Source organism: Enterococcus sp. AZ119 (assembly GCF_050546175.1).
GTDB lineage: Bacteria > Bacillota > Bacilli > Lactobacillales > Enterococcaceae > Enterococcus > Enterococcus faecalis.
In genome coordinates, this window is sequence record NZ_CP172951.1 from 2,019,012 (window position 1) to 2,038,819 (window position 19,808).

The 19,808-nt window shown below is 34.2% G+C and carries 16 protein-coding genes; 4 read left to right on the forward strand and 12 right to left on the reverse strand.

Features of this window, described 5'->3' with window-relative positions; translation table 11 throughout:
- Window positions 1-202: 202 nt before the first annotated feature.
- The 4 genes from IGL37_RS09855 (at window position 203) to IGL37_RS09870 (ending at window position 4,456) form a co-directional block, all read left to right on the forward strand.
- Window positions 203-1,435, forward strand: a complete 1,233-nt coding sequence (locus tag IGL37_RS09855) for an SPFH domain-containing protein (protein WP_002356656.1) — start codon at window positions 203-205, stop codon at window positions 1,433-1,435.
- Window positions 1,436-1,538: 103 nt separating this feature from the next.
- Window positions 1,539-2,684 (forward strand): hypothetical protein, encoded by a 1,146-nt coding sequence (locus tag IGL37_RS09860; protein WP_033917861.1) that lies wholly within the window; start codon window positions 1,539-1,541, stop codon window positions 2,682-2,684.
- A complete protein-coding gene (locus tag IGL37_RS09865) occupies window positions 2,681-3,490 on the forward strand; it encodes a TPM domain-containing protein (protein ID WP_002362631.1) in 810 nt (269 codons plus the stop codon). Before IGL37_RS09860 ends, IGL37_RS09865 begins: the two co-directional genes overlap by 4 nt.
- A gap of 222 nt (window positions 3,491-3,712) precedes the next feature.
- Window positions 3,713-4,456, forward strand: a complete 744-nt coding sequence (locus IGL37_RS09870; RefSeq protein ID WP_002379690.1) for a DUF3862 domain-containing protein — start codon at window positions 3,713-3,715, stop codon at window positions 4,454-4,456.
- Window positions 4,457-4,816: 360 nt separating this feature from the next.
- Here the strand turns inward: IGL37_RS09870 and IGL37_RS09875 are convergent, their stop codons facing one another.
- The 12 genes from IGL37_RS09875 to IGL37_RS09930 all read right to left on the reverse strand — a co-directional run bounded on the left by IGL37_RS09875 (window position 4,817) and on the right by IGL37_RS09930 (window position 19,708).
- On the reverse strand, window positions 4,817-5,548 hold the full coding sequence (locus tag IGL37_RS09875) for an HAD family hydrolase (protein WP_002380615.1): 732 nt from the start codon (window positions 5,546-5,548) through the stop codon (window positions 4,817-4,819).
- 147 nt (window positions 5,549-5,695) lie between these two features.
- On the reverse strand, window positions 5,696-5,923 hold the full coding sequence (locus tag IGL37_RS09880; RefSeq protein ID WP_002362220.1) for a hypothetical protein: 228 nt from the start codon (window positions 5,921-5,923) through the stop codon (window positions 5,696-5,698).
- An 87-nt stretch (window positions 5,924-6,010) separates the two neighbouring features.
- On the reverse strand, window positions 6,011-6,661 hold the full coding sequence (locus tag IGL37_RS09885; RefSeq protein ID WP_010818461.1) for a diphthine--ammonia ligase: 651 nt from the start codon (window positions 6,659-6,661) through the stop codon (window positions 6,011-6,013).
- 662 nt (window positions 6,662-7,323) lie between these two features.
- Window positions 7,324-8,136 (reverse strand): ABC transporter permease, encoded by an 813-nt coding sequence (locus tag IGL37_RS09890; RefSeq protein WP_002362627.1) that lies wholly within the window; start codon window positions 8,134-8,136, stop codon window positions 7,324-7,326.
- Window positions 8,136-9,521 carry an ATP-binding cassette domain-containing protein gene (locus IGL37_RS09895; protein ID WP_016627370.1) on the reverse strand — a complete coding sequence of 462 codons (1,386 nt, stop codon included), beginning with the start codon at window positions 9,519-9,521 and terminating at the stop codon, window positions 8,136-8,138. The genes IGL37_RS09890 and IGL37_RS09895 overlap by 1 nt, the downstream gene beginning before the upstream one ends.
- Window positions 9,505-10,644, reverse strand: a complete 1,140-nt coding sequence (glf, locus tag IGL37_RS09900) for a UDP-galactopyranose mutase (RefSeq protein ID WP_002359687.1) — start codon at window positions 10,642-10,644, stop codon at window positions 9,505-9,507. Before glf ends, IGL37_RS09895 begins: the two co-directional genes overlap by 17 nt.
- Before the next feature lie 58 nt (window positions 10,645-10,702).
- A complete protein-coding gene (cpsH, locus tag IGL37_RS09905; RefSeq protein WP_002387128.1) occupies window positions 10,703-11,101 on the reverse strand; it encodes a lipoprotein CpsH in 399 nt (132 codons plus the stop codon).
- 17 nt (window positions 11,102-11,118) lie between these two features.
- Window positions 11,119-13,572: a UDP-N-acetylmuramate dehydrogenase gene (murB, locus tag IGL37_RS09910; protein ID WP_052133298.1), complete on the reverse strand. Its 2,454-nt coding sequence runs from the start codon at window positions 13,570-13,572 to the stop codon at window positions 11,119-11,121.
- A gap of 26 nt (window positions 13,573-13,598) precedes the next feature.
- Window positions 13,599-14,450, reverse strand: a complete 852-nt coding sequence (cpsF, locus tag IGL37_RS09915) for a casular polysaccharide biosynthesis protein CpsF (RefSeq protein ID WP_033917860.1) — start codon at window positions 14,448-14,450, stop codon at window positions 13,599-13,601.
- Window positions 14,451-14,473: 23 nt separating this feature from the next.
- Window positions 14,474-16,984 (reverse strand): glycosyltransferase family 2 protein, encoded by a 2,511-nt coding sequence (locus IGL37_RS09920; protein WP_033917859.1) that lies wholly within the window; start codon window positions 16,982-16,984, stop codon window positions 14,474-14,476.
- 69 nt (window positions 16,985-17,053) lie between these two features.
- The gene (locus tag IGL37_RS09925; RefSeq protein ID WP_033917858.1) at window positions 17,054-18,520 is read right to left on the reverse strand and encodes a glycosyltransferase family A protein; all 1,467 of its coding nucleotides are present in this window, start codon (window positions 18,518-18,520) and stop codon (window positions 17,054-17,056) included.
- 18 nt (window positions 18,521-18,538) lie between these two features.
- Window positions 18,539-19,708, reverse strand: coding sequence for a CDP-glycerol glycerophosphotransferase family protein (locus IGL37_RS09930; protein ID WP_002401894.1), 1,170 nt, complete (start codon window positions 19,706-19,708; stop codon window positions 18,539-18,541).
- Between the last annotated feature and the right edge of the window lie 100 nt (window positions 19,709-19,808).

The window sequence follows — 19,808 nt, forward strand, 5'->3', positions numbered from 1 at the left end:
ATCCCCTAACTATATAATATGTCTTTTCTTCTATTATACGTAACTTTTTTTAAAATGCTTGTGTTTCACCTATACTTTTTTTAATTTCTTAATAAAGTTTGATCAATTTTTTCCATTTCATCAGGCTTTCGTTGGATTTCTCTGCATTCATTGTGTGGTATACTAGCTTTAACAATTAGTTTTTTTATTAGGAGGAATGAACATGGGACTTATTAAAGCAGCAACAAGTTCAGTTGGCGGTGGCTTGGCCGATCAATGGCTAGAGGTTATTGAACCTGATAATATGGGGGACACAACCGTCATGACAAAAGGTGTTTTTGTACGTAAAGATGATAAACGTGGTTCTAATCGTAAAGGAACGGACGATGTTTTAACAGATGGTTCTGTTGTACATGTCTATCCCAACATGATGATGCTTCTTGTCGATGGTGGCAAAATCATCGATTACACTGCTGAAGAGGGCTATTATACAGTCAAAAATGATTCTGCGCCTTCAATGTTTAACGGTTCTTTAAAAGATGCGATTGCAGAGACCTTCAGTCGTTTCAAATTTGGTGGCGTAACTCCACAAAAACAACAAGTTTTTTATATTAACTTGCAAGAAATTAAAGGCATTAAATTTGGAACACCTGCGCCATTAAACTATTTTGATAATTTTTATAATGCCGAACTTTTCTTACGTGCACACGGAAATTACTCAATTAAAATTACAGATCCTTTGCTATTTTACACTAATGCGATTCCTAAAAATCAAACGCAAGTAGATATTAATGATATTAATGAACAATATTTGGCAGAGTTCATTACAGCATTGCAAGCAGCAATCAATCAAATGTCTGCTGATGGGCAACGTATTTCTTATGTTCCCTCAAAAAGTGTTGAATTAAGCAAATATATGCAAACTGCGCTTGATGAGGATTGGCGCACCAATCGCGGTATGGAAATTGTTTCTGTAGCAGTTGCGAGCATTTCTTATACAGATGATTCAACTAAATTAATCAACATGCGAAATGAAGGTGCTATGCTCAGCGATCCAGGTGTTCGCGAAGGCTATGTTCAAGGTTCCTTGGCTCGTGGTATGGAGGCTGCTGGTAAAAATGAAGGTGGCGCTATGAGCGGCTTTATGGGCGTTGGTATGGGCATGAATGCGAATGGCAACTACTTTGCGCAAGCGTCTCAAACAAACCAACAACAAATGCAAGAAAAACAAAACCAGCAAAACGCACAAGGGGCTACAGACACTTGGACTTGCCCACAATGTGGGACTGAAAACACTGGGAAGTTTTGTTCAAACTGTGGTACACCAAAACCAACAAACGAGAAACCAAAATTAGAAATGAAATGTAGTGAATGTAGCGAAATTGTTGACTTAAGTAATGGTATTCCTAAGTTCTGTCCACATTGTGGTAAACCATTCCAAGGGGTTCCTTTATAAGCAAGTAGTGAACAATTAAAGAAAAGGGGCAGGCACAAGTCTACCCTTTTTCTTTGAATCAGATTCCTGTTATTTACTCACTCTATTAGAAAGGACGGTTGCAATGGAAACAACATTTACCCATAAATGCCCCAACTGTGGCGGCCCGCTCTTATTTAATCCCAAAGATCAAAAATTTCATTGTGAATATTGTTTAAATATTTACACGGAAGAAGAAGTGACTCGTTATGAGCAACAGCAACATGAGGCGCATTTAGAGAATCCCTCAACAACGACTGCCGAGGAAAATTTGACTTTCACAGCGGAAGAAGAATCCTCCGCTACGCAACAAACAGAGACCACTGAGAATGAAACAACTGCAGATGCAGGCACAATGGAAATTTTTAATTGTCCAAGCTGTGGCGCTCAAATTGTCACCGATGCAACAACGGCTGCCACATACTGTTATTATTGCCATAATCCAGTTGTCTTGGCTGGTCGATTAAGTGGCGAATTTTTACCAGAAAACGTCTTACCCTTTACAATTGAAAAAGACGAAGCGATTGAAAAATTTCTCGCTTGGACCAAGAAAAAATGGTTCATTCCTCGAGATTTTTTCAGCAAAAATCAAATCGATAAATTAACTGGGGTTTACTTCCCCTATTGGGTCGTTGATGCAGAAGTCGACGGACAACTGCAAGCTACTGGCACAAGTATTCGCATTTGGCGCGTAGGTGATATTGAATACACCGAAACAAAACGTTTCAATGTGGGACGTTCAGGAAAATTATCGTTTAAAGAATTAGTTAAAAATGCCTTGTCAAAAAACGTCCAACAAAAAATGGTGGAAGGCGTTCAACCATTTTTAATTGATCAAGCGGTGCCTTTCAAAAGCCAATACCTAGCAGGTTTCCAAGCAGAAAAACGCGATATTGAATATGAAGCAATCAAAAAACACGTCCAACAAGAATTACAAGATTATTCGGAATCATTGTTACGGGACTCTGCTTCTGGTTATACTACGTTGACAAATGTTCGCACGGATATTTCTCTAAACCAAGAAAATAATCACTATATGCTTTTGCCAATTTGGTTAGTCACCTATCGCAGTCAGGAACAATCAAAAAAAGTTTATTATTATGCCATGAATGGACAAACAGGTAAAGTAAGCGGTGTGCTTCCAATTAGTTACACTCGTTTAGGGCTAGCAACGTTAGGCATTTTCGCTGGACTCTTAGCACTCTTTTTATTAGGAGGTTATTTCATATGAAAAAACGACTTTTACCTATTTTTTTCCTAATACTTCTTACCTTTGGCCTTGCCCTACCCGTTTCGGCGGCTGAAAATTCAATTGATGATGGCGCACAATTACTGACACCTGATCAAATCAACCAACTAAAGCAAGAGATACAACCTTTAGAAGAAAAAACAAAAGCCTCTGTCTTTATTGTGACCACAAATAATAATACCTATGGCGATGAACAAGAATATGCAGATCATTATCTTTTAAATAAAGTTGGCAAGGACCAAAATGCGATTCTTTTTCTCATTGATATGGACTTACGGAAAGTCTACATCTCTACTTCTGGAAACATGATTGATTATATGACGGATGCACGAATTAATGACACCTTAGATAAAGTAATGGATGGGATGAGTCAAGGAAATTATTTCGCGGCTGCTCAAACCTTTGTTCAGGAAACTCAAGCATTTGTTAATAAAGGGGTTCCTGGGGGGCACTATCGTGTGGACAGCGCAACAGGTAAAATCACTCGTTATAAAGTCATTACCCCGCTGGAAATGGTAATTGCTTTTGCTGCTGCTCTGATACTCAGTTTGGTCTTCTTAGGCATTAATATTTCTAAATATCAATTAAAATTTTCAAGTTATCAATATCCCTTTAGGGAAAAAACAACTTTAAACTTAACCTCCCGCACAGATCAGTTAACCAACTCTTTCATCACTACGCGTCGTATTCCTAAAAACAATGGCGGCAGTGGCGGAATGGGCGGTGGTGGTAGCACCACCCACTCAACTGGCGGCGGCACATTCGGTGGCGGCGGTCGAAGTTTTTAGATTTTTTATCTTTTTTAATTATTTCATAAAAATAATGGTGTTATTTTTATGAAATAATGATAAAATAAGTATACTGTGGTGTGTTATTTTTACACATGGCGGTATACTTATTTTCATTTAAACTAAGTGATTTGTAGTCCAAAGTTATTTAATTGGGGATTGTTTTCAACTATTTAGTAAGCGCTACAAATCATTAACTAAACTATGGGAGGGAAAGTGAAAATGAAAAAAAATGATTCAAATGAAGGAAAAGTAAAAAAACCATTTTATAAGAAAATTTGGTTTTGGGTTGTAGTAGTTATTGTACTGGGGATTGCTGGTAGTGGTCTTGGCAAAGAGGATAAAAAAGCAAGCAATGATACCAAAGAAGTGAAAACAGAAGCCTCTTCTTCAAAAGCTACGAATAGTTCAAAAAATGATACAAAAAAAGAAAGCTCTGAAAAGAAATCAGAAGATAAATCGAAAGATAACTCTGATTTAAAAGCAACTTACGATAAAATTAATGTCGGTGATATTATGAACAGCAGCGAAGGCGGTTCTACAGAAGATGAAGTAAAAGCAATTTTAGGTGAACCAGCCTCTTCTTCTACAACAGATATCCAAGGCATCTCTACCACTACTCTATCTTGGACAAATGTCAAGGGTGGTGATCTTCTTGCATCTATTACTGTTTCATTCTCTGATGGCAAAGCAGCGAGCAAATCTGTAAGTGGCTTGAAGGTTGCAAAACATGATAAAGTTACTGCAGACCAAGTAAATAACATTGCTACTGATGGTTCATATTCTGAAGAACAAGCTAGAAAAGATTTAGGAGACCCAACAGGGATTACTTCTACAAATATCAATGGTGAAAAAAATGATACTTTAATCTGGATGAAAAACTTAGATGGTGATTTAGGTGCTACTGTTACTGTTTCTTTTTCTAATGGAAGTGCAATTTCTAAATCAAGTTCAGGATTAAAATAAGAAAAACTTGTCATTGTAAAATATTAACAACGAAGTCAGGACAGAAGTGTTTAACTCCGAGCACCACGTAGGTAAGGATTAAGATATCCCGAACACTTGTGTGAGAAAGTCACTTTCGGCTTATTTCCGAAAGTGTTGCTTCTGTTCCCGCCGTTTATCAGTTTTTGAGCGTGGGACAAAAATCCAAAGTGATTTTTGTCCCACGCTCGTTTTCTATTTTAGTTGTAATTTTTTTCTTATTGAACAAAAATCTGTGAGCTGAAATTATAAAACCTATGAACATCATGGTATTTTATTGAAATACACTAGTATGCTTGCTTAGATACTCGAATAAAAGAAACGTTTTTCACAATACATATATCAAAAATAATAGATTTTTTTCTTCTTGGTATTTTCCCATAATTCTTGATAAGGTATTTCATGGATATCACGGAAATAGGCTACTTCAAACTTTTCAAAATCAGTTGACTGGCAGTTGCCGGTTAAAACACCAATTCCTGCTTTGCCATGACACGTTCCCATAAAAACATCCACGAGCGAATCACCTACCATAATTACTTCTGTCGCCTTCAATTGACATGACTGACAAAAGGCTTGGAGCATGTCCGCATCTGGTTTCGGTAAGTAACGATCTCCTGTCGCAATAAAATCAAACATTTCTGTTAAACCAAGATATTCCATAATCAACATAGTCGCTGGCAAAGTATCTGAAGTTGCTAATCCAATTTTATAGTTCTTCCGTTTCAGCTCAAGAAATAACTGTTTTAAATCACCAATCGGTTCGATCTTTTTCAGATTTTTTCGTAAATAATCATAAAAAAATTGCTCCAGCCATCGACTGCTGATTCCCTGTTCGACTAATTCCTCAAATTGCGCCAATTCCTGATAAAGTTCCTGATAAAGGACTTCATCAAGTAAATGTTTTTGCAAAAAACGTTGCTCCTGAATAGTTAATATCTTTTTTATTTCTGCTGAATGATGAGGGGCTAACATACTTAGTGTTTCAAAACAAGCTTGCAAACCTGCTTGCCAAAGAGTGTCAAAACGAATACACGTACCATCTTTATCAAATAAAATTCCTCGATTTTCCATGAAAGAACACCTCAAAACGTTTGCTTTGCTTCCTATTTGTTTCTTCAAGTATACTAATCATTTATTTGATTTTGATATTCTTTTTGTATCATTTGTGTAAAAAAATATAAAAAAGCAACGAATTTAGAAAAATTCGTTGCTTTTTTATTAATCAATCACTTTTTTCACTTTGAATTCTTTTGTTTCAGCAGATGGTTCTGTTTGATCAGCTAATTCAAATAAAATATGGGTACCATTTTCTTCATCTTCAACGATAATCAGTTTTCCTGGAATCTTTCGAGTATCTTTCGCAATTTGGGCTTCTTTAATTAATTCTTTTTGATCTCTTTTTGAAGCAAGGGCATTTCCTAAATTAAAAAAGACAGTTTCTTCCATAATTAACCACTCACTTTCTCTACTTTTCTTAAGTTAATTATAGCATATCCCTAGAAAAAGTGGCAGCTTGTGTCCTTTTACTTTCATTTAAGCATCAATAATCAAGGAATAAGCATAAGGACTTTCATAAATTCCTGAAGTATAATAATTGAGCCTCTTTTTAAATAGCGGGCCGTCAATTACCAACGTATGGTACTCCCCGTTTTCTCCGCAAATATCTAATTGATTCTCTTTAAGGTACGTGATAAATGTTTCATCTAACGGTTCTCCTAAAAATTTTATTGGAATACCTGCCTCTTTGCTGACCGTTTTGATAATTGCTGTGTACCCTTTTGCCAAGAATTCTTTCACAAGTGCTTCGCGATTCTCCTGCCAAAGAGGTAATTGTGGCTCAAGCCCAGCACTTAATGCAACTTGGCGATCCCAAGCACCATTTTGTTCAATATCTATATCGCCAAAACAAACCGTTTCTGCACCTAATTTTTTGGTTTCCTGCAGTGCCTCAACCACTTTTTCTGTGTAATTTGTTTCATTGTTATGTGATATAACAAGTGGTAAATCTAACGCTTCGGCTGCTGCTTCTAAGACGGAGATTGGTATCCCGTGAAACCAAGAACGATTAATTTCATCACTTAATGTTGTCACTAACGCAACTGGCTGATTTCCTGCTTGTACCAATCGATCCATCGCCAATAAACAATCTTTACCAGAGCTATAACTTAAACAAAATTTTTTCATAAACGTTCCCTCTTTTCTCTATGACTATACCTCAAAACAATACATCCGTATACATATTTATTATTTAAGTATAACTAATACTGAATAGTTATTTGAATCAAAACATGGTATAAAATAGAGGTAAAGCAAGCTTTATTCACTTCTTTATATCTCTTTTCAACGGATGATCAGCTGGCGGAAACCAGCTGATCTTTTTTTCAAAAAACACAGCTATCTTTTGCAGTTTTCTTTTCCTCATGTTATAAAGAGATAGTAGGAAGCATTTATTCACTTCTTTACAAATCTATCTTAATCTTAGACAGTCGGCGGAAAACGGCTGTCTATTTATCTGGAAAAATTATGAACTCGTCAGCTAGTGGTCAGTTGACGAGTTTTATGTTATAATAATTAGAACACGAAAAATATTTTTAAACGAACCATTCAATTGTTTTGATGATTTTATTCAAAACTGGCGTGTCTAGAGAGACACAAGGATGTATTAGAGGTAGGGAATACATCGCTTAAATGAAAAATACTTGAATACTAGAAATAGTCTGATCCAACTTTAAAATAATAATATTGATTCGTTAGATAGCCTTCTCTTTAAAGAGAAGGCTATTGTCAATTAAAGAGTAAAACCACCGTATTCTTGTCAGTATACGGTGGTTTTACTTCTTCACATGTTACATATAATCAACAAATTTACTTCTGAACTTAACATGTAAATGAGCTCCTACGATAAATATTACTAATGTTGTTAGCCAAAAAACAACAAGCTGGGGCTTATCTTCAAAAAACCATCTTTTATAGAAAAATGTATCTCGAAATCCATTAATAATATATGCGTAAGGATTCAACATAAGAATTTTTGATAACCAAGACGGTAAATTCTTTGTACTCAAATCCCAAAAGACCCCTGACATATACATTAATACTTGGATAATAGAATTCAAGAAAATTTGATAATCCCTAATTAATGCAGCAATCGTTGAATTAATCAGACTAAAACTATATAAAAAGATAATCATCGCTACAATATAGTAAGGTAGCTGAATCCAATAAATAGAAATCTTTTCACCTGTCGAGATTGACACAATCGCTGCTAACGTAGTGAATGCAAAATAACTTGGTAACTCAGAAAATATTTTAACCATTGGCAATATACTTATCGGAAACTTCATTCTAGAGACCATACCAACTTGCATATAAACAGAACTAGAAGCTTGTTTTGTTACTGTACTTAAAAAAATCCATGTACTCAATCCTACCATTAACCAAGCAATATAGGATACTCCTCCTTTTACGGTTCGAGCACCGCCAAGAGCAATCCCAAAAGCAAAATAATAGACACCTAATTGAATTAAAGGACTTAAAATTTGCCATAAATTTCCTAAGATGTGGCTTTGGTATAATGCTTTATTACTGTATTTAGCAATTCGTTGTGCAACGCCTAAGTATGAAAACTGTTCCGCTAAAATTAATTTTACCTCGCGCATTATTCAGTCACCTCTTTCAATTTCAACACTTGTCCAGGATAAATAGGTACCTCAATAATTTCTGGATTCAAAGTTTGAAGTTGTTCTATAGTGAGTCCGTGATTTTCAGCAATCAAACTGACTGAATCTCCAACTTCCACAGTATACGTTGACACAGCTTGTTCGCTATTATTATTTTCTGATGCGTTCTTTGAGCTAGACTGAACTTCTTCCTGCTGGCTAGATTCTTTTGTTGAAGCTGGTTTAGCTTTAGTTGTTTTCACAGCGTTTGTATCCTTCCCTGCTACTTTCTCAGGAACAAATATACGTTGAATTGTTTCCGCTGGATGAATGAAAGCTGTTGTTAATGAAATACCTTTTACAAAGGTAAGACTTACATAAAAAATCATACAAAGTAGCAAAATTAACAAGCTCTTCGTACCAAGAGTCATTTTATCTCCAATTTTATTTTTAGTAGTAAATTTAATGACTTCTTTAGTCGTCCGGCGACTGCCTACTTGTTGATTGGCTTTTTCAAGAATTGTTTCTTGAAGTTGTTCCAAAGAAAAATTTCTCTGTTTGGCCTTGCCATCTCTCTGATACGATTCTTTTTGCGGTTCAGTGAAATGATTATAACGGTGCAAGAAAGCACGATATTCTTTTAAAATATGCTTAGTTTCACCAAATGCACGTAAGTCCCCATAATGCATCCAAGCGACACGATCACAAATTTGCTCTACTTGTTGAATAGAATGAGAGACAAAAAAGATAGTTTTGCCTTGCTCTTTAAATGCAAGCATTTTTTTTAAGCCTTTATTATAGAAGGTTTGATCTCCTACAGATAACGCTTCATCGATCACTAAAATATCTGGATTTTGATGAACCGCAATTGAAAAACCAAGCTTAGCACGCATACCGCTAGAATAAGTTTTAACAGGCTGATCGATAAAAACACCCAATTCTGAGAATTCAATAATATCATCGATTTTGGCATCAATTTCTTTATTTTTTTCTCCCAACATTAAACATTTCATTCGAATGTTTTCTCGTCCTGTCAAATTATTATTTAGTCCTGCACCAATCGAAATAATTGACACTTCACCATTTATTTCAAGTTCTCCTGATGTTTGAGGGGTGATGCCTGAAATAATATTTGATAAAGTGGATTTGCCTGAACCATTTAAACCAATAATACCAATTGTTTCTCCAGAATATACGTCGAGGCTAACACCTTTTAACGCCCAAAATGTGGGAACTTTGTTTTGAAAAATACTAAAAAGTGTCTTCAATTTGTCAATACGTGTTTGCGCTAAACTGTATTCTTTGGTAAGTAATTTTGTTCTAACTTTCAGTTCTTTTTCCATTTGTTCCTCCGAGTCTAACCGTTCACTAGTTGGCCATTTCACCAAATTCTTTAGCGACTGCTTTCAAAGCTGCTCCGAAAACTTGGTCCATATCATAGTATTGATAATTGGCTAAACGTCCACCAAAAATAACTTTTTCTTGAGCGTTTGCTTTTTCTTTGTATTTTCTAAACAAAAGTGAATTTTTCTCATCATTAACAGGATAATAGGCTTCTTTTGAACGATCCCAATCTTGTGGGTATTCTTTCGTCAAAATCGTTTTGTTTTCATCGGCCTGTTGATCAAAATGTCGCCATTCCATTATCCGTGTATAGGGGGTTTCCGCATCTGTGTAATTAATTACGGCATTGCCTTGTGCATTGTTTGAATCTACTGTTTCATTTTCAAAACGTACTGAACGATATTCTAATTCGCCATAAGAATAATCAAAGAATGCATCAATCATCCCTGTATAAACAATTTTTGGAAACTCTGATAAGTAAGTTTCTTTTTCTGCCAAAAAGTCTTTATTCAATTGAATATCAATTAATTCACTCTCTAACAATTTATCAAACATAGCTGTATAACCGTCGACAGGTACGCCTTGATAGCGATGGTTAAAGTAATTATTATCAAAAGTAAAACGAGTTGGCAAACGGCGAATAATAAAACTTGGTAATTCCGTAGCCTTACGTCCCCACTGTTTTTCTGTATAGCCTTTAATTAATTTTTCATAGATATCCGTTCCTATCAAACGAATCGCTTGTTCTTCTAAATTTTTTGGAGCGCCTTTAATTCCAGCTGCCTCCCGCTGCTCTGAAATTTTTGCTTGTGCTTCAGCTGGTGTTTTTACCCCCCACATTTGGTAGAACGTGTTCATATTGAATGGTAGGTTGTAGAGCTCCCCTTTGTAATTAGCAACTACTTGATTGATGTAGCCATTGAATTCCGTCAATTGATTGACATAAGACCATACTTCTTTATTGTCAGTATGAAAAATATGGGCACCATAGTCATGGACATTGATCCCATTTTCTTTATGTGTATACATATTGCCACCAATATGAGCACGTTTCTCAATAACTAATACTTTTTTTCCTCGTTTAGCTGCTTCACAAGCAAACGTTGCCCCAAAAGGTCCCGAACCAACAATTAAATAGTCATAATTTTTCGTATTGTATTTCATTTACTAACTTCTCCTAACAAAGTTACTTTCAATTTATTTCAAACACCAAATGCATTATTTATTTCTTCACTAGAGTAGCCAATACTTTTTTCCCAACGCCTTCTTTTGTGTAAGAATATAAGTTGATTTTTTCGTTATCTTTTTCTATTTTATAAACTACAAGTGATTTCAAATTTTTTCCCTTTAAAATCACAATATTATCATTTGTAGTCGAAACATCATAAATACGTTTGCCATCCAATGTCCACACATTATCTTTAACAACTAATGTTTTCCAATCCCAATTAGCTGTTACTTGATACTCTCCATTTGTAATCAAAGGTTGTTCTGAGTTAGTACTTTTGGAAATAGTTGTCTCTTGGTTTTCTGAATATTTTTTACTGATGTAATATCCTGACCAAAAACCACAACCGATACCAATTGCTAAAGACACAATTATTGTGATTATTTTCTTCATGTCACACACTCCCCTGTTTATTTAAAAGTTAAACTTGCTTCCCACATATTTGCACCTAAAATTCTCACTTCTGGTTTTAATAAAAATCCAGAAAATTCATAAACTTTTGCAATAATTAAATAAATTAATGCTTCATAGTCTTGAGCAGAGGCTTGTTCAACATTGATAAAGAAACCTGGATGTTTTTCAGATACTTTTACTCCGCCAATTCTAGTACCAACTAAGCCAGCTTGTTGAATTAATCGAGGCGCCCGTCCCCAAGTAAAAGTTGACCCATGATTTGGATGTGTTAGTGGGTGCATCCTTTCTCTAATTTCGACAGTTCCTACCATGTCATTTACCATGTTTTCTAAATTACCTTCTGAAATCTGTAATTTAGTTTCTAGAATAATCCACTCAGGATGATCCATAAATGAACTATAGCGATGACTAAATTGAACATCTTCTTTATTTAAAACTTTAATTTCTCCATTTTCATCTACAATCGTAGCTTCAAGAAACATACTATTAATATCCTTAACTGTCCCAGCATTCATATAAACTGCGCCACCAATGGTTCCTGGAATATTATCTGCCCATTCTAAACCGCATTTCAAGTGTTCTAGTAGATAATAAGATGTTTCAATTAAACTTGCACCTGCCGAAACTGTTAAAACATTCCCCGTAATTTTACGATAATTCAAGGCAGTCATATTTAAAGTAATCCCACGGATACCACCATCACGGACTAAAATATTTGAACCTTTACCGATAACAGTTAAAGGAATCTGATTATTTTTAGCATATTTTACAATTAAAGCAACTTCTTCTATCGCTTTTGGAAAAATTAAAAGGTCTGCTGGACCACCAACAAAATTCGAAGCATATTCTTTTAATTCACGACCTACAAATAATTCCAAATCTGGTAGTTCTTCTAAAAGATCTTGTTTCCACGAACGAATTCTCTCATTTTGTACAATTTTCATAATTAATTGTTTTCTTGTTAAAAGATTCTCTGGAATTGCTAATGCTTTTTTTTCTGTGCCTTGTTTCGGTTTAGGCTTAGGTTTTTGTATCGGATGCAAATACATAACATGTTCGATTTTTTCATCTTTCACATATTTACCGACGATTCTAAAAGGACTGAACGTTTCCTTTCCCTTAAACTTTTCACGATTAAATCTTGTAGTGACTTCACGATGATTATTCATAAAAATTAATTCTTTATCTGTTAGCTTCCAAAAGCTTTCATTAGGGTTGGAATTTTTTATCGTACCATTTGGCGATAAAACAATTGCTGCGGAAATTGGAACAGTTGTTTTAGCTCGATAAAAATCCAAAGGTTTATTGATAATATATCGTCTAAATTCATCATATACTTCGTCTTCATCTGGGCTAAATTTACTTGTCAACGCATCGGTTAACCACTTATCTGAAATCTCTTTTTCTCTAGCAATCTTTCCAGCGGTCTTTTGATAGTCAAGTGCTAAACTAATATTTTTATTTTCTTCAATTTCTTGTTTTGTGTTTTGCTCATAGACACGTCTAGTTTCGCCAAGCTCAAACAGGTTCATCAAGCTATTAAAGCGGTCAATTCCACGTTGTTCATTATAAAAAATTGAAAACGGTTTTTGGAAAATAGTCGCAAAAACAGTGCCATGAAACGAATCAGTAATAATATATTTTGCTTCTCGATAAACAGATAAGAAATTTTCTGGTGTATCTTCAGAAACATATTCTACTGTATTAGGAAACGTTTTTTTCGCTAGTTCACGTCCTTTTAAAGGATTAGGCAAGACCACTAATTTCAGTCCTAATTTTTCTGCGATCGCTAGTGCTACACGAACTTTTTCCTTGTTAATATCCAAGAAAAAGACAGCCATATAATCTCCTGATTCTTGTCGTTTAAACGTAGCTTGATCAGCTAAAGAATCATATTCACTTCTTTCAACAAGATAGGTTGGATCCAAAGCCTGAATAACTTCTTCTTGAAAAATATCTTTCATAATTTGTACAGAAAAATCTTCTCTCATAGAAACATGATTAAACTGTGTAATATCTTTTTTGCGGTTTGCAACCCATTTAGGATCATATTTACTTGTATCTGCTTTTCCTAATGAAACAGAATAAGCAATTGTTTTATTACGAGGATAAACAAAATCTAAGAAATCATCGTCGTCTACCCAACCATTCCACGGATTCCACATTTGATCAGAGCCTAAAATAAAGGTATCTAGATTTTCTAAATCGTTCAATGTCGGTAACGTTTCTTTTGTTAATTGCTCAGTATAGGGCATATTATTTTTCTTAAAAAAATTATACGCTAAAGGCATCCATGCTCGAAAGTTACTTCTGTTTTTATAACCTAGTGGTCCATCAATCATAACCGTCTCGTACCCTTTATTCTGTACATATTTGTTTAGAGCATAGTATGTTAAGATTGATCCATAATTTTGGTTATACCACCAGCCCATAATTGCTGCTTTTTTCATTTTTCCGCTCCTACTTTCTCTGTTACTTAATCAAATAAATAATTATTTATTAACGCTAATTGTAAATGAATACTTTCCATTATCGTAAGGCCGTGTATACCAATTGTATTTTCAGAATCAATCATTAATTCTAATTTTTTCAAGGTAAAACCATTAGATAAGGGGGAAATTTTCTCATACATTTTTTTATTTGCTTCAGAAGCAATCACCGTAATGTTTTCTAATTCATAGTTTGACTGTTCCATCTTATCTTTTATTCGGTTTGAAAAATCCATTTCTACGAAATCAAACATTAACTGGCGATCTATTCTACCATCCGCGCTGTTTACCCAAGGCTCTCGATCAATTACTGGATCTACACTAACTGTTTTGTAATTACCTGTAATACCTAATAATAACGCTCCCGTTCCGCCTCTAGAGTTTCCATAGAAGATTATATCTTGATGCTTCAGTCCAAATTCTGTTTTCTTTGCTTCAATTAAATCCAAAATTTCTTGCTCAAATAATGTGTAATAGGATCCTGACACAAAGCCAACATCAGCTATTCTAAGAATGATGGTATTTTTTCGAACAGATTGAGACAGGGTATTCCATTGTCTCAATCCAAAATATCTTTCTTTGGCGCCAGAGTGTCCCACTCCATCCGCAGGAACAAAAAGTACTACCATCTTCTTACTTAGTAATTCATTAAATTCTGGGATTTGGATACTATAATGAATATTTCCAAATTTTTCCAGACCAATAGACAGAGTATCTAGAGCAACAAAATTAAGTTGATTATTTAAAATTCCATCAACTGTATAACCTTGTAATGCTTTTGCCTTTATCAATTCTTTCTCTTCAGGATGATTATCTAAAAAATTCCATAAATCGTTCATTTTTAATCTCCTTTAAAATCTTTCTATTTCAACAACCCTTTTGCTTTTTTAAGACTTTTTGATACAGCTTTTTTAATTGTTGTAGGTTCATTTCCTTCAATTTTATTGATAGGTGTTAATTCGTTACCAATACTTGTCATTGTATCTTGGATATAGCCTTGGTTTTGTCGAACGACACTAAAATGTGTTTCCCCTTCTCGAGAAGTCAAAATTCGAACATTGTAATCAAATGCTGCATATTTTTGAGTATAGCCCGCCCAAATTGTAAAAACATTGTCTACGAAAGTATAATACATATTTTCTTGTAGTAAGGTATAGCCTTTTTCCCACTCGGCTTGTAAAACAATCGATTTTAAAGTAGTACCTTCTTTTTTAATTAATAAAGATACTAATAAACTATCATGAATTATTTTTGTATTGTCACCCATATAAACGAAATCAATTACTCCGCTGGCATTGCTTGTATCGTTATCTGCAATAATAATTGAAAACATTTCAATTGCCGTCCCATTTCCCTGGGCTTTCTCTTGTCCAAAAATTACTTTACCTCCACGCTCTTGAATATGAACATTCGGAATAATAAAGGTTTTTTTCATCCCAAAATCTTTATAAATATTTTGATATATTTCTAGATTGTATTGTAAAATATTTTGGATTCGTGTGATACGCTCTACTTGTTCTGGATCATTAGAATATTTTTCTTTTTTCACTAAGTCTAGCCCTAGTTGTTGGATGTATTTCTCTTTTAATTCTTGATAGAAACGTTCTTTAAATGCTTGATCAACACGATTCATGTCAAAAATAAACCAGTTTAATGTATTAATAATTTTTAACCGATATGCTTCAATTCGATTTGGAGCATGTTGTTTTAAGTACTCCAACATTTTGTCATGTAAATTGAACTCATCACGATAATTCATTCCATACGTAGACATCAAGCCATCTTGTCTAACGATTCGTGTCAGCAAATATTTGTTTAGTGCAACAATTTTTTCGGTACCTAATAATGCTGTATAAGTGAAATAAGCATCCTCGCCAACAAATTGTTCTAAGTTTACCAAGTTATTTTCTTTGATGTATTCTAATAAAAATAATTTGTCATATAAATAAGGAGTTACTTCATCCAATGAAATTTCTTCACCAGACATACGTCCACCATTAGTTAGTAATGGATTGTGAACAACGTGCACTTCTCCATTTGGTAACTTTTCTTTCATGCCAAATAACAGAATATCTGTTGCACTATCATATGCACGATAATAAGCGTCTTGTAATAAATTCGCTTCAAAATGATCATCTGCATCCAGAAATTGCAAATACCGTCCTCGTGCTATCGAAATGCCCACATTTCTTGCGTGTCCAGGATTACTTTTGCCAATAGAAATCCCCGTAATTCTCGGATCTTTTACTGCAAATTCGTTAATAATATCCATGGTATTATCTGTAGAGCCATTCTCTACTAAAATGATTTCAATCTCACGTAAAGACTGCTCACAAACAGTTTCTAATGTTTGTCTTAAATATTTTGAAGCATTGTGAATCGGCATGACAACACTAACTTTATACAGATTTTTCAAGTAGTCCTCATAATAAGCTACTGGATCATTCGCAATTTGATAAAATTGTTTGATGTATTCAAAATCGATATCATTCAGCTGGTCTATTTCTATAGCTTGTTTAAAATCTACAGCTACCTTTTGAATCACTTCATAAACCGACTCGTCACGTAAATGTGTTAGTTTTTCAATCGCCCAAAAGTATTTTTCGAACATTTGTTTATAAAAATAACCTTTGTAGCGTTCAAATTTATTTTGTTCAATTAAATTTGAACGAATTAGTTTAAATTGTTGAAACAAGAAAGGAACCTTTGTTGCCACATTATTTACTGTCGAATTTGGGTTGTCTTGTCTATAAAAATACAAACAATCTTTAATAAAAATAACATTCTGAGATGCTGAATTGATTTTCCAAAATAGACCAGTGTCCCCATAACTTTTAATTTCCTCATCCCAAGTTACGTTTTCTTTCTCAATCATACTTTTTTTATAAATGGCATTCCATGGATAAACTTGTACAATTAAATCCGTCGTTTTTAAGTCAATCAATTGATTGTATTTATCGGGATATTGCCATAATATATCTCGCTCAACCTCTTCTTCAGAAGAAAATTCAACCCAGTTACAACGGACAACATCTGCATGATGACTTTTAGCCGTATTGTATAAACGCTCATAGGCATGCAACGCTACATAATCGTCACTTTCAAATTCAGCAATATACTCACCTTTTGCTTCTGAAACACCCAAGTTAAAGGCTTTTCCAATTCCCCCATTTTTAACATTGAAAACGCGAAAACGTGGATCATCTTGTGCAATTTCTTCAATAATTTTTTGACTATTATCAGTAGAGCCATCATTAATAATTAAGAATTCAATTTCTTTCAATGTTTGGTTTTTCAAACTCATTAATGCCTCTTCTAAATAGGTTTCTACGTTATAGACGGGTACAATGACTGACACTTTCACATTTTCCATAAAACAAATTTCCCTCACTTATCATTTATAGTTGTATACTCAAAATATCCTGATTTAAACGGACAAAATTTAAGCAAAAAACTTACTAAAATCTTTAACCCCAATTTCTAAATAATTATCAAAAACTATCGTAAATCTACTTTCTTTATTTGAAAATTTTTCTGGCAACTCCACCTGGTAACTAGTTTCACTAATTTTTTTAAACGCCAGCCTCTGTCTTGTTTCAAAAGGATTTTTCAGCTCTTTTATTTCAAATCCTGTAATTTTTTGGTGTGTATACACATTTAAAGAAAGCGTATTGCCATCACGTTGCGTTGCTTCTGCATAAGCATTCATGCGAACTGCTGGGAATCGTTTCAATAATCTTGGATAATAATAACTTTTCTCTGTTTTTGAAACATAACCAAAGCGATTGACTAACACCCAACGAATGGACTGACATTGAATAAACCAATACAAACCATCAATATCGTTAGTTTGTAAAAATGTCCAAATGATTTGGCGCACATCACTTCTAAAATACGGACTAGGATCAAAATTTAATTCACCTAAATACTGATCCATCTGTACTTTAAAGTCTTGTAATCGCTTTTTACTGAATGGATATCCAGTATCCCTCCGAATACAAAAGTCATAAATTAGCCATTCTAAACGGCGTGCTAACATCCGTTCTTTAGACAAATCATCTGGAAACTGTTGATTAATATAACTTAACGCACGCAACCAAGAAAGCATAAATGTCCGATTAATTGATTTGCTCAAACCTTCATTATCTGCATCTCGATTTAAATAAGTCGTTAACCTTTCCCCTTGTGTAATGGTTTTTGAAAATCGCATGGCTTCATAAAAGAACAGCACATCATCAGCCACCCGTTGATTAACAAAGTGTAAATTATTATTGTGTATCAGTGAAGTTCTTAACATGATAGCTTGCGGTCCTAACCAACCATAAAATTCAGCTGGCAATTCTTGGATAGACCGATTTTTAAATGACCCATCCACATAATATGGCTTACTTTTTAACATTAAGTGGCCATCCGTACTCTGTATTAGACCAGAAACAGCAAAATCATCGTGAGAGTCATCTAGTAGGTCTGATAAATATTTCAATGCATTTAAATCATACCAATCATCTGCATCTAAGAAGACACTATACTCACCACGTGCATTTACAATCCCTACGTTTCTTGGGCCGTGAGCGCCTCCAGTGTTTTCAAGTAGCTGATAAATTTCAATATTCGGATATCTTTCAAGATATGGCTCTATTACTTTTAACGAATGATCTGTGGAACAATCATCAATAAACATCACTTGCAATTGCTCAATCCCAATGGTTTGTTGAACAAGAGAATCCATCATCTTTTTAAGATATGGTGCATTATTGTAATTAGCAATAATGATTGAGACTTTAGGATTTTTTGATATTTTTTCTGAAGAGGACAGCTTAAATTGACTTAACTCCTTTTTCCACGTTTCAGTATCTAACATATATTGATACTCTTCATATTCTTTTTGGACTTCTTTTTGTTTTTCCAACCTACACCCTCCGGCTTTTTATCTCTTTAAAATTTCTGAAATCAGCTGTCTAGTGGCATCCTGATTTTCAAGGCAAAATTCACGAAAAAACTGCACATATAAACGTTGTTCCTGTTCCGTTTTAGAAAACAATACGTTTTTTACAGACGTTACCAGGCTATCCGTATCTGTCACAATTTTCCCAGGCAAAATTGCTGTTGGGTCAAAATAGAATCCCCTTGTACTATTTTGATACTTTTCCTTATCATACATAAAAAATAGCATCGGTTTTTTTGTTAATGCAAAATCAAACATAACCGATGAATAATCTGTAATTAATAAGTCAGCGATTAAATAAAGTTGATTGATATCTGGATAAGAAGAAACATCGATTACACGTGAACCAAATGCACTTATATCAAAACTTTCTGCAATTAAATAATGTAATCGTGTAAGTATTACAATAGAAGAATCAATTTCTAAAAGTTGTTCAACTGGCAAATGATTGGTAAAACGATAGGCTCCTTTTCGGATAGACTCATCATCGCGCCATGTTGGCGCATAAAGAATAATTTTTTTGTTAGCTGCAAGACCTAGCTGATTGCGAACAGAAAAAGCTATTTTGTCCTTATTTTCACAAACTAACAAATCATTTCTTGGATAACCTATTTCTAATATTTCCCCTTCATAATGAAAGGCTTGTCGAAACACTCTTGTACTGTATGCATTAGGTGAGATGAGATAATCCCAACGCTTTGCTTCTTGAATGACTTCTAGTTTATAGCTCTCTGTTTCATGCTCTGGCATTTTGACTGTTTCAATATCTAAGCCCAGTTTCTTTAGAGGGGTTCCATGCCACGTCTGTATATAGATTGTTGTTTGATTCTTATACATCCAGACTGGCATCCGTGTGTTAAAAACCCAATACTGAGCTCTTGGCATCAACCATAGCCATCTCCAACTTAATCGTTTGACGAAAGGAACATTCTCTTCCACAAAAGGCATCTCATATCCTTTTTTGACTGCCCAAATACATTGATATTCAGGACAGTTATCTCTTATGTACTCAAAAATTGCACGCGGATTATCACTATACTGTTTTCCATGAAAACTTTCAAAAATAAATAACTTCTTTTTAGGTAGTTTACCTAAAAAGAAAAAACAAGCTTTTATGGCTTGATGTATACTATTCTCTAAAAATTTTTTCATTGAATTAATCCTTTACATTAGATTATCAAAAATATAATCCTAATCTATAATTTTGTATGAAGAACGCGTTCACAAATCTATAAATTATCTTCTCTTTACT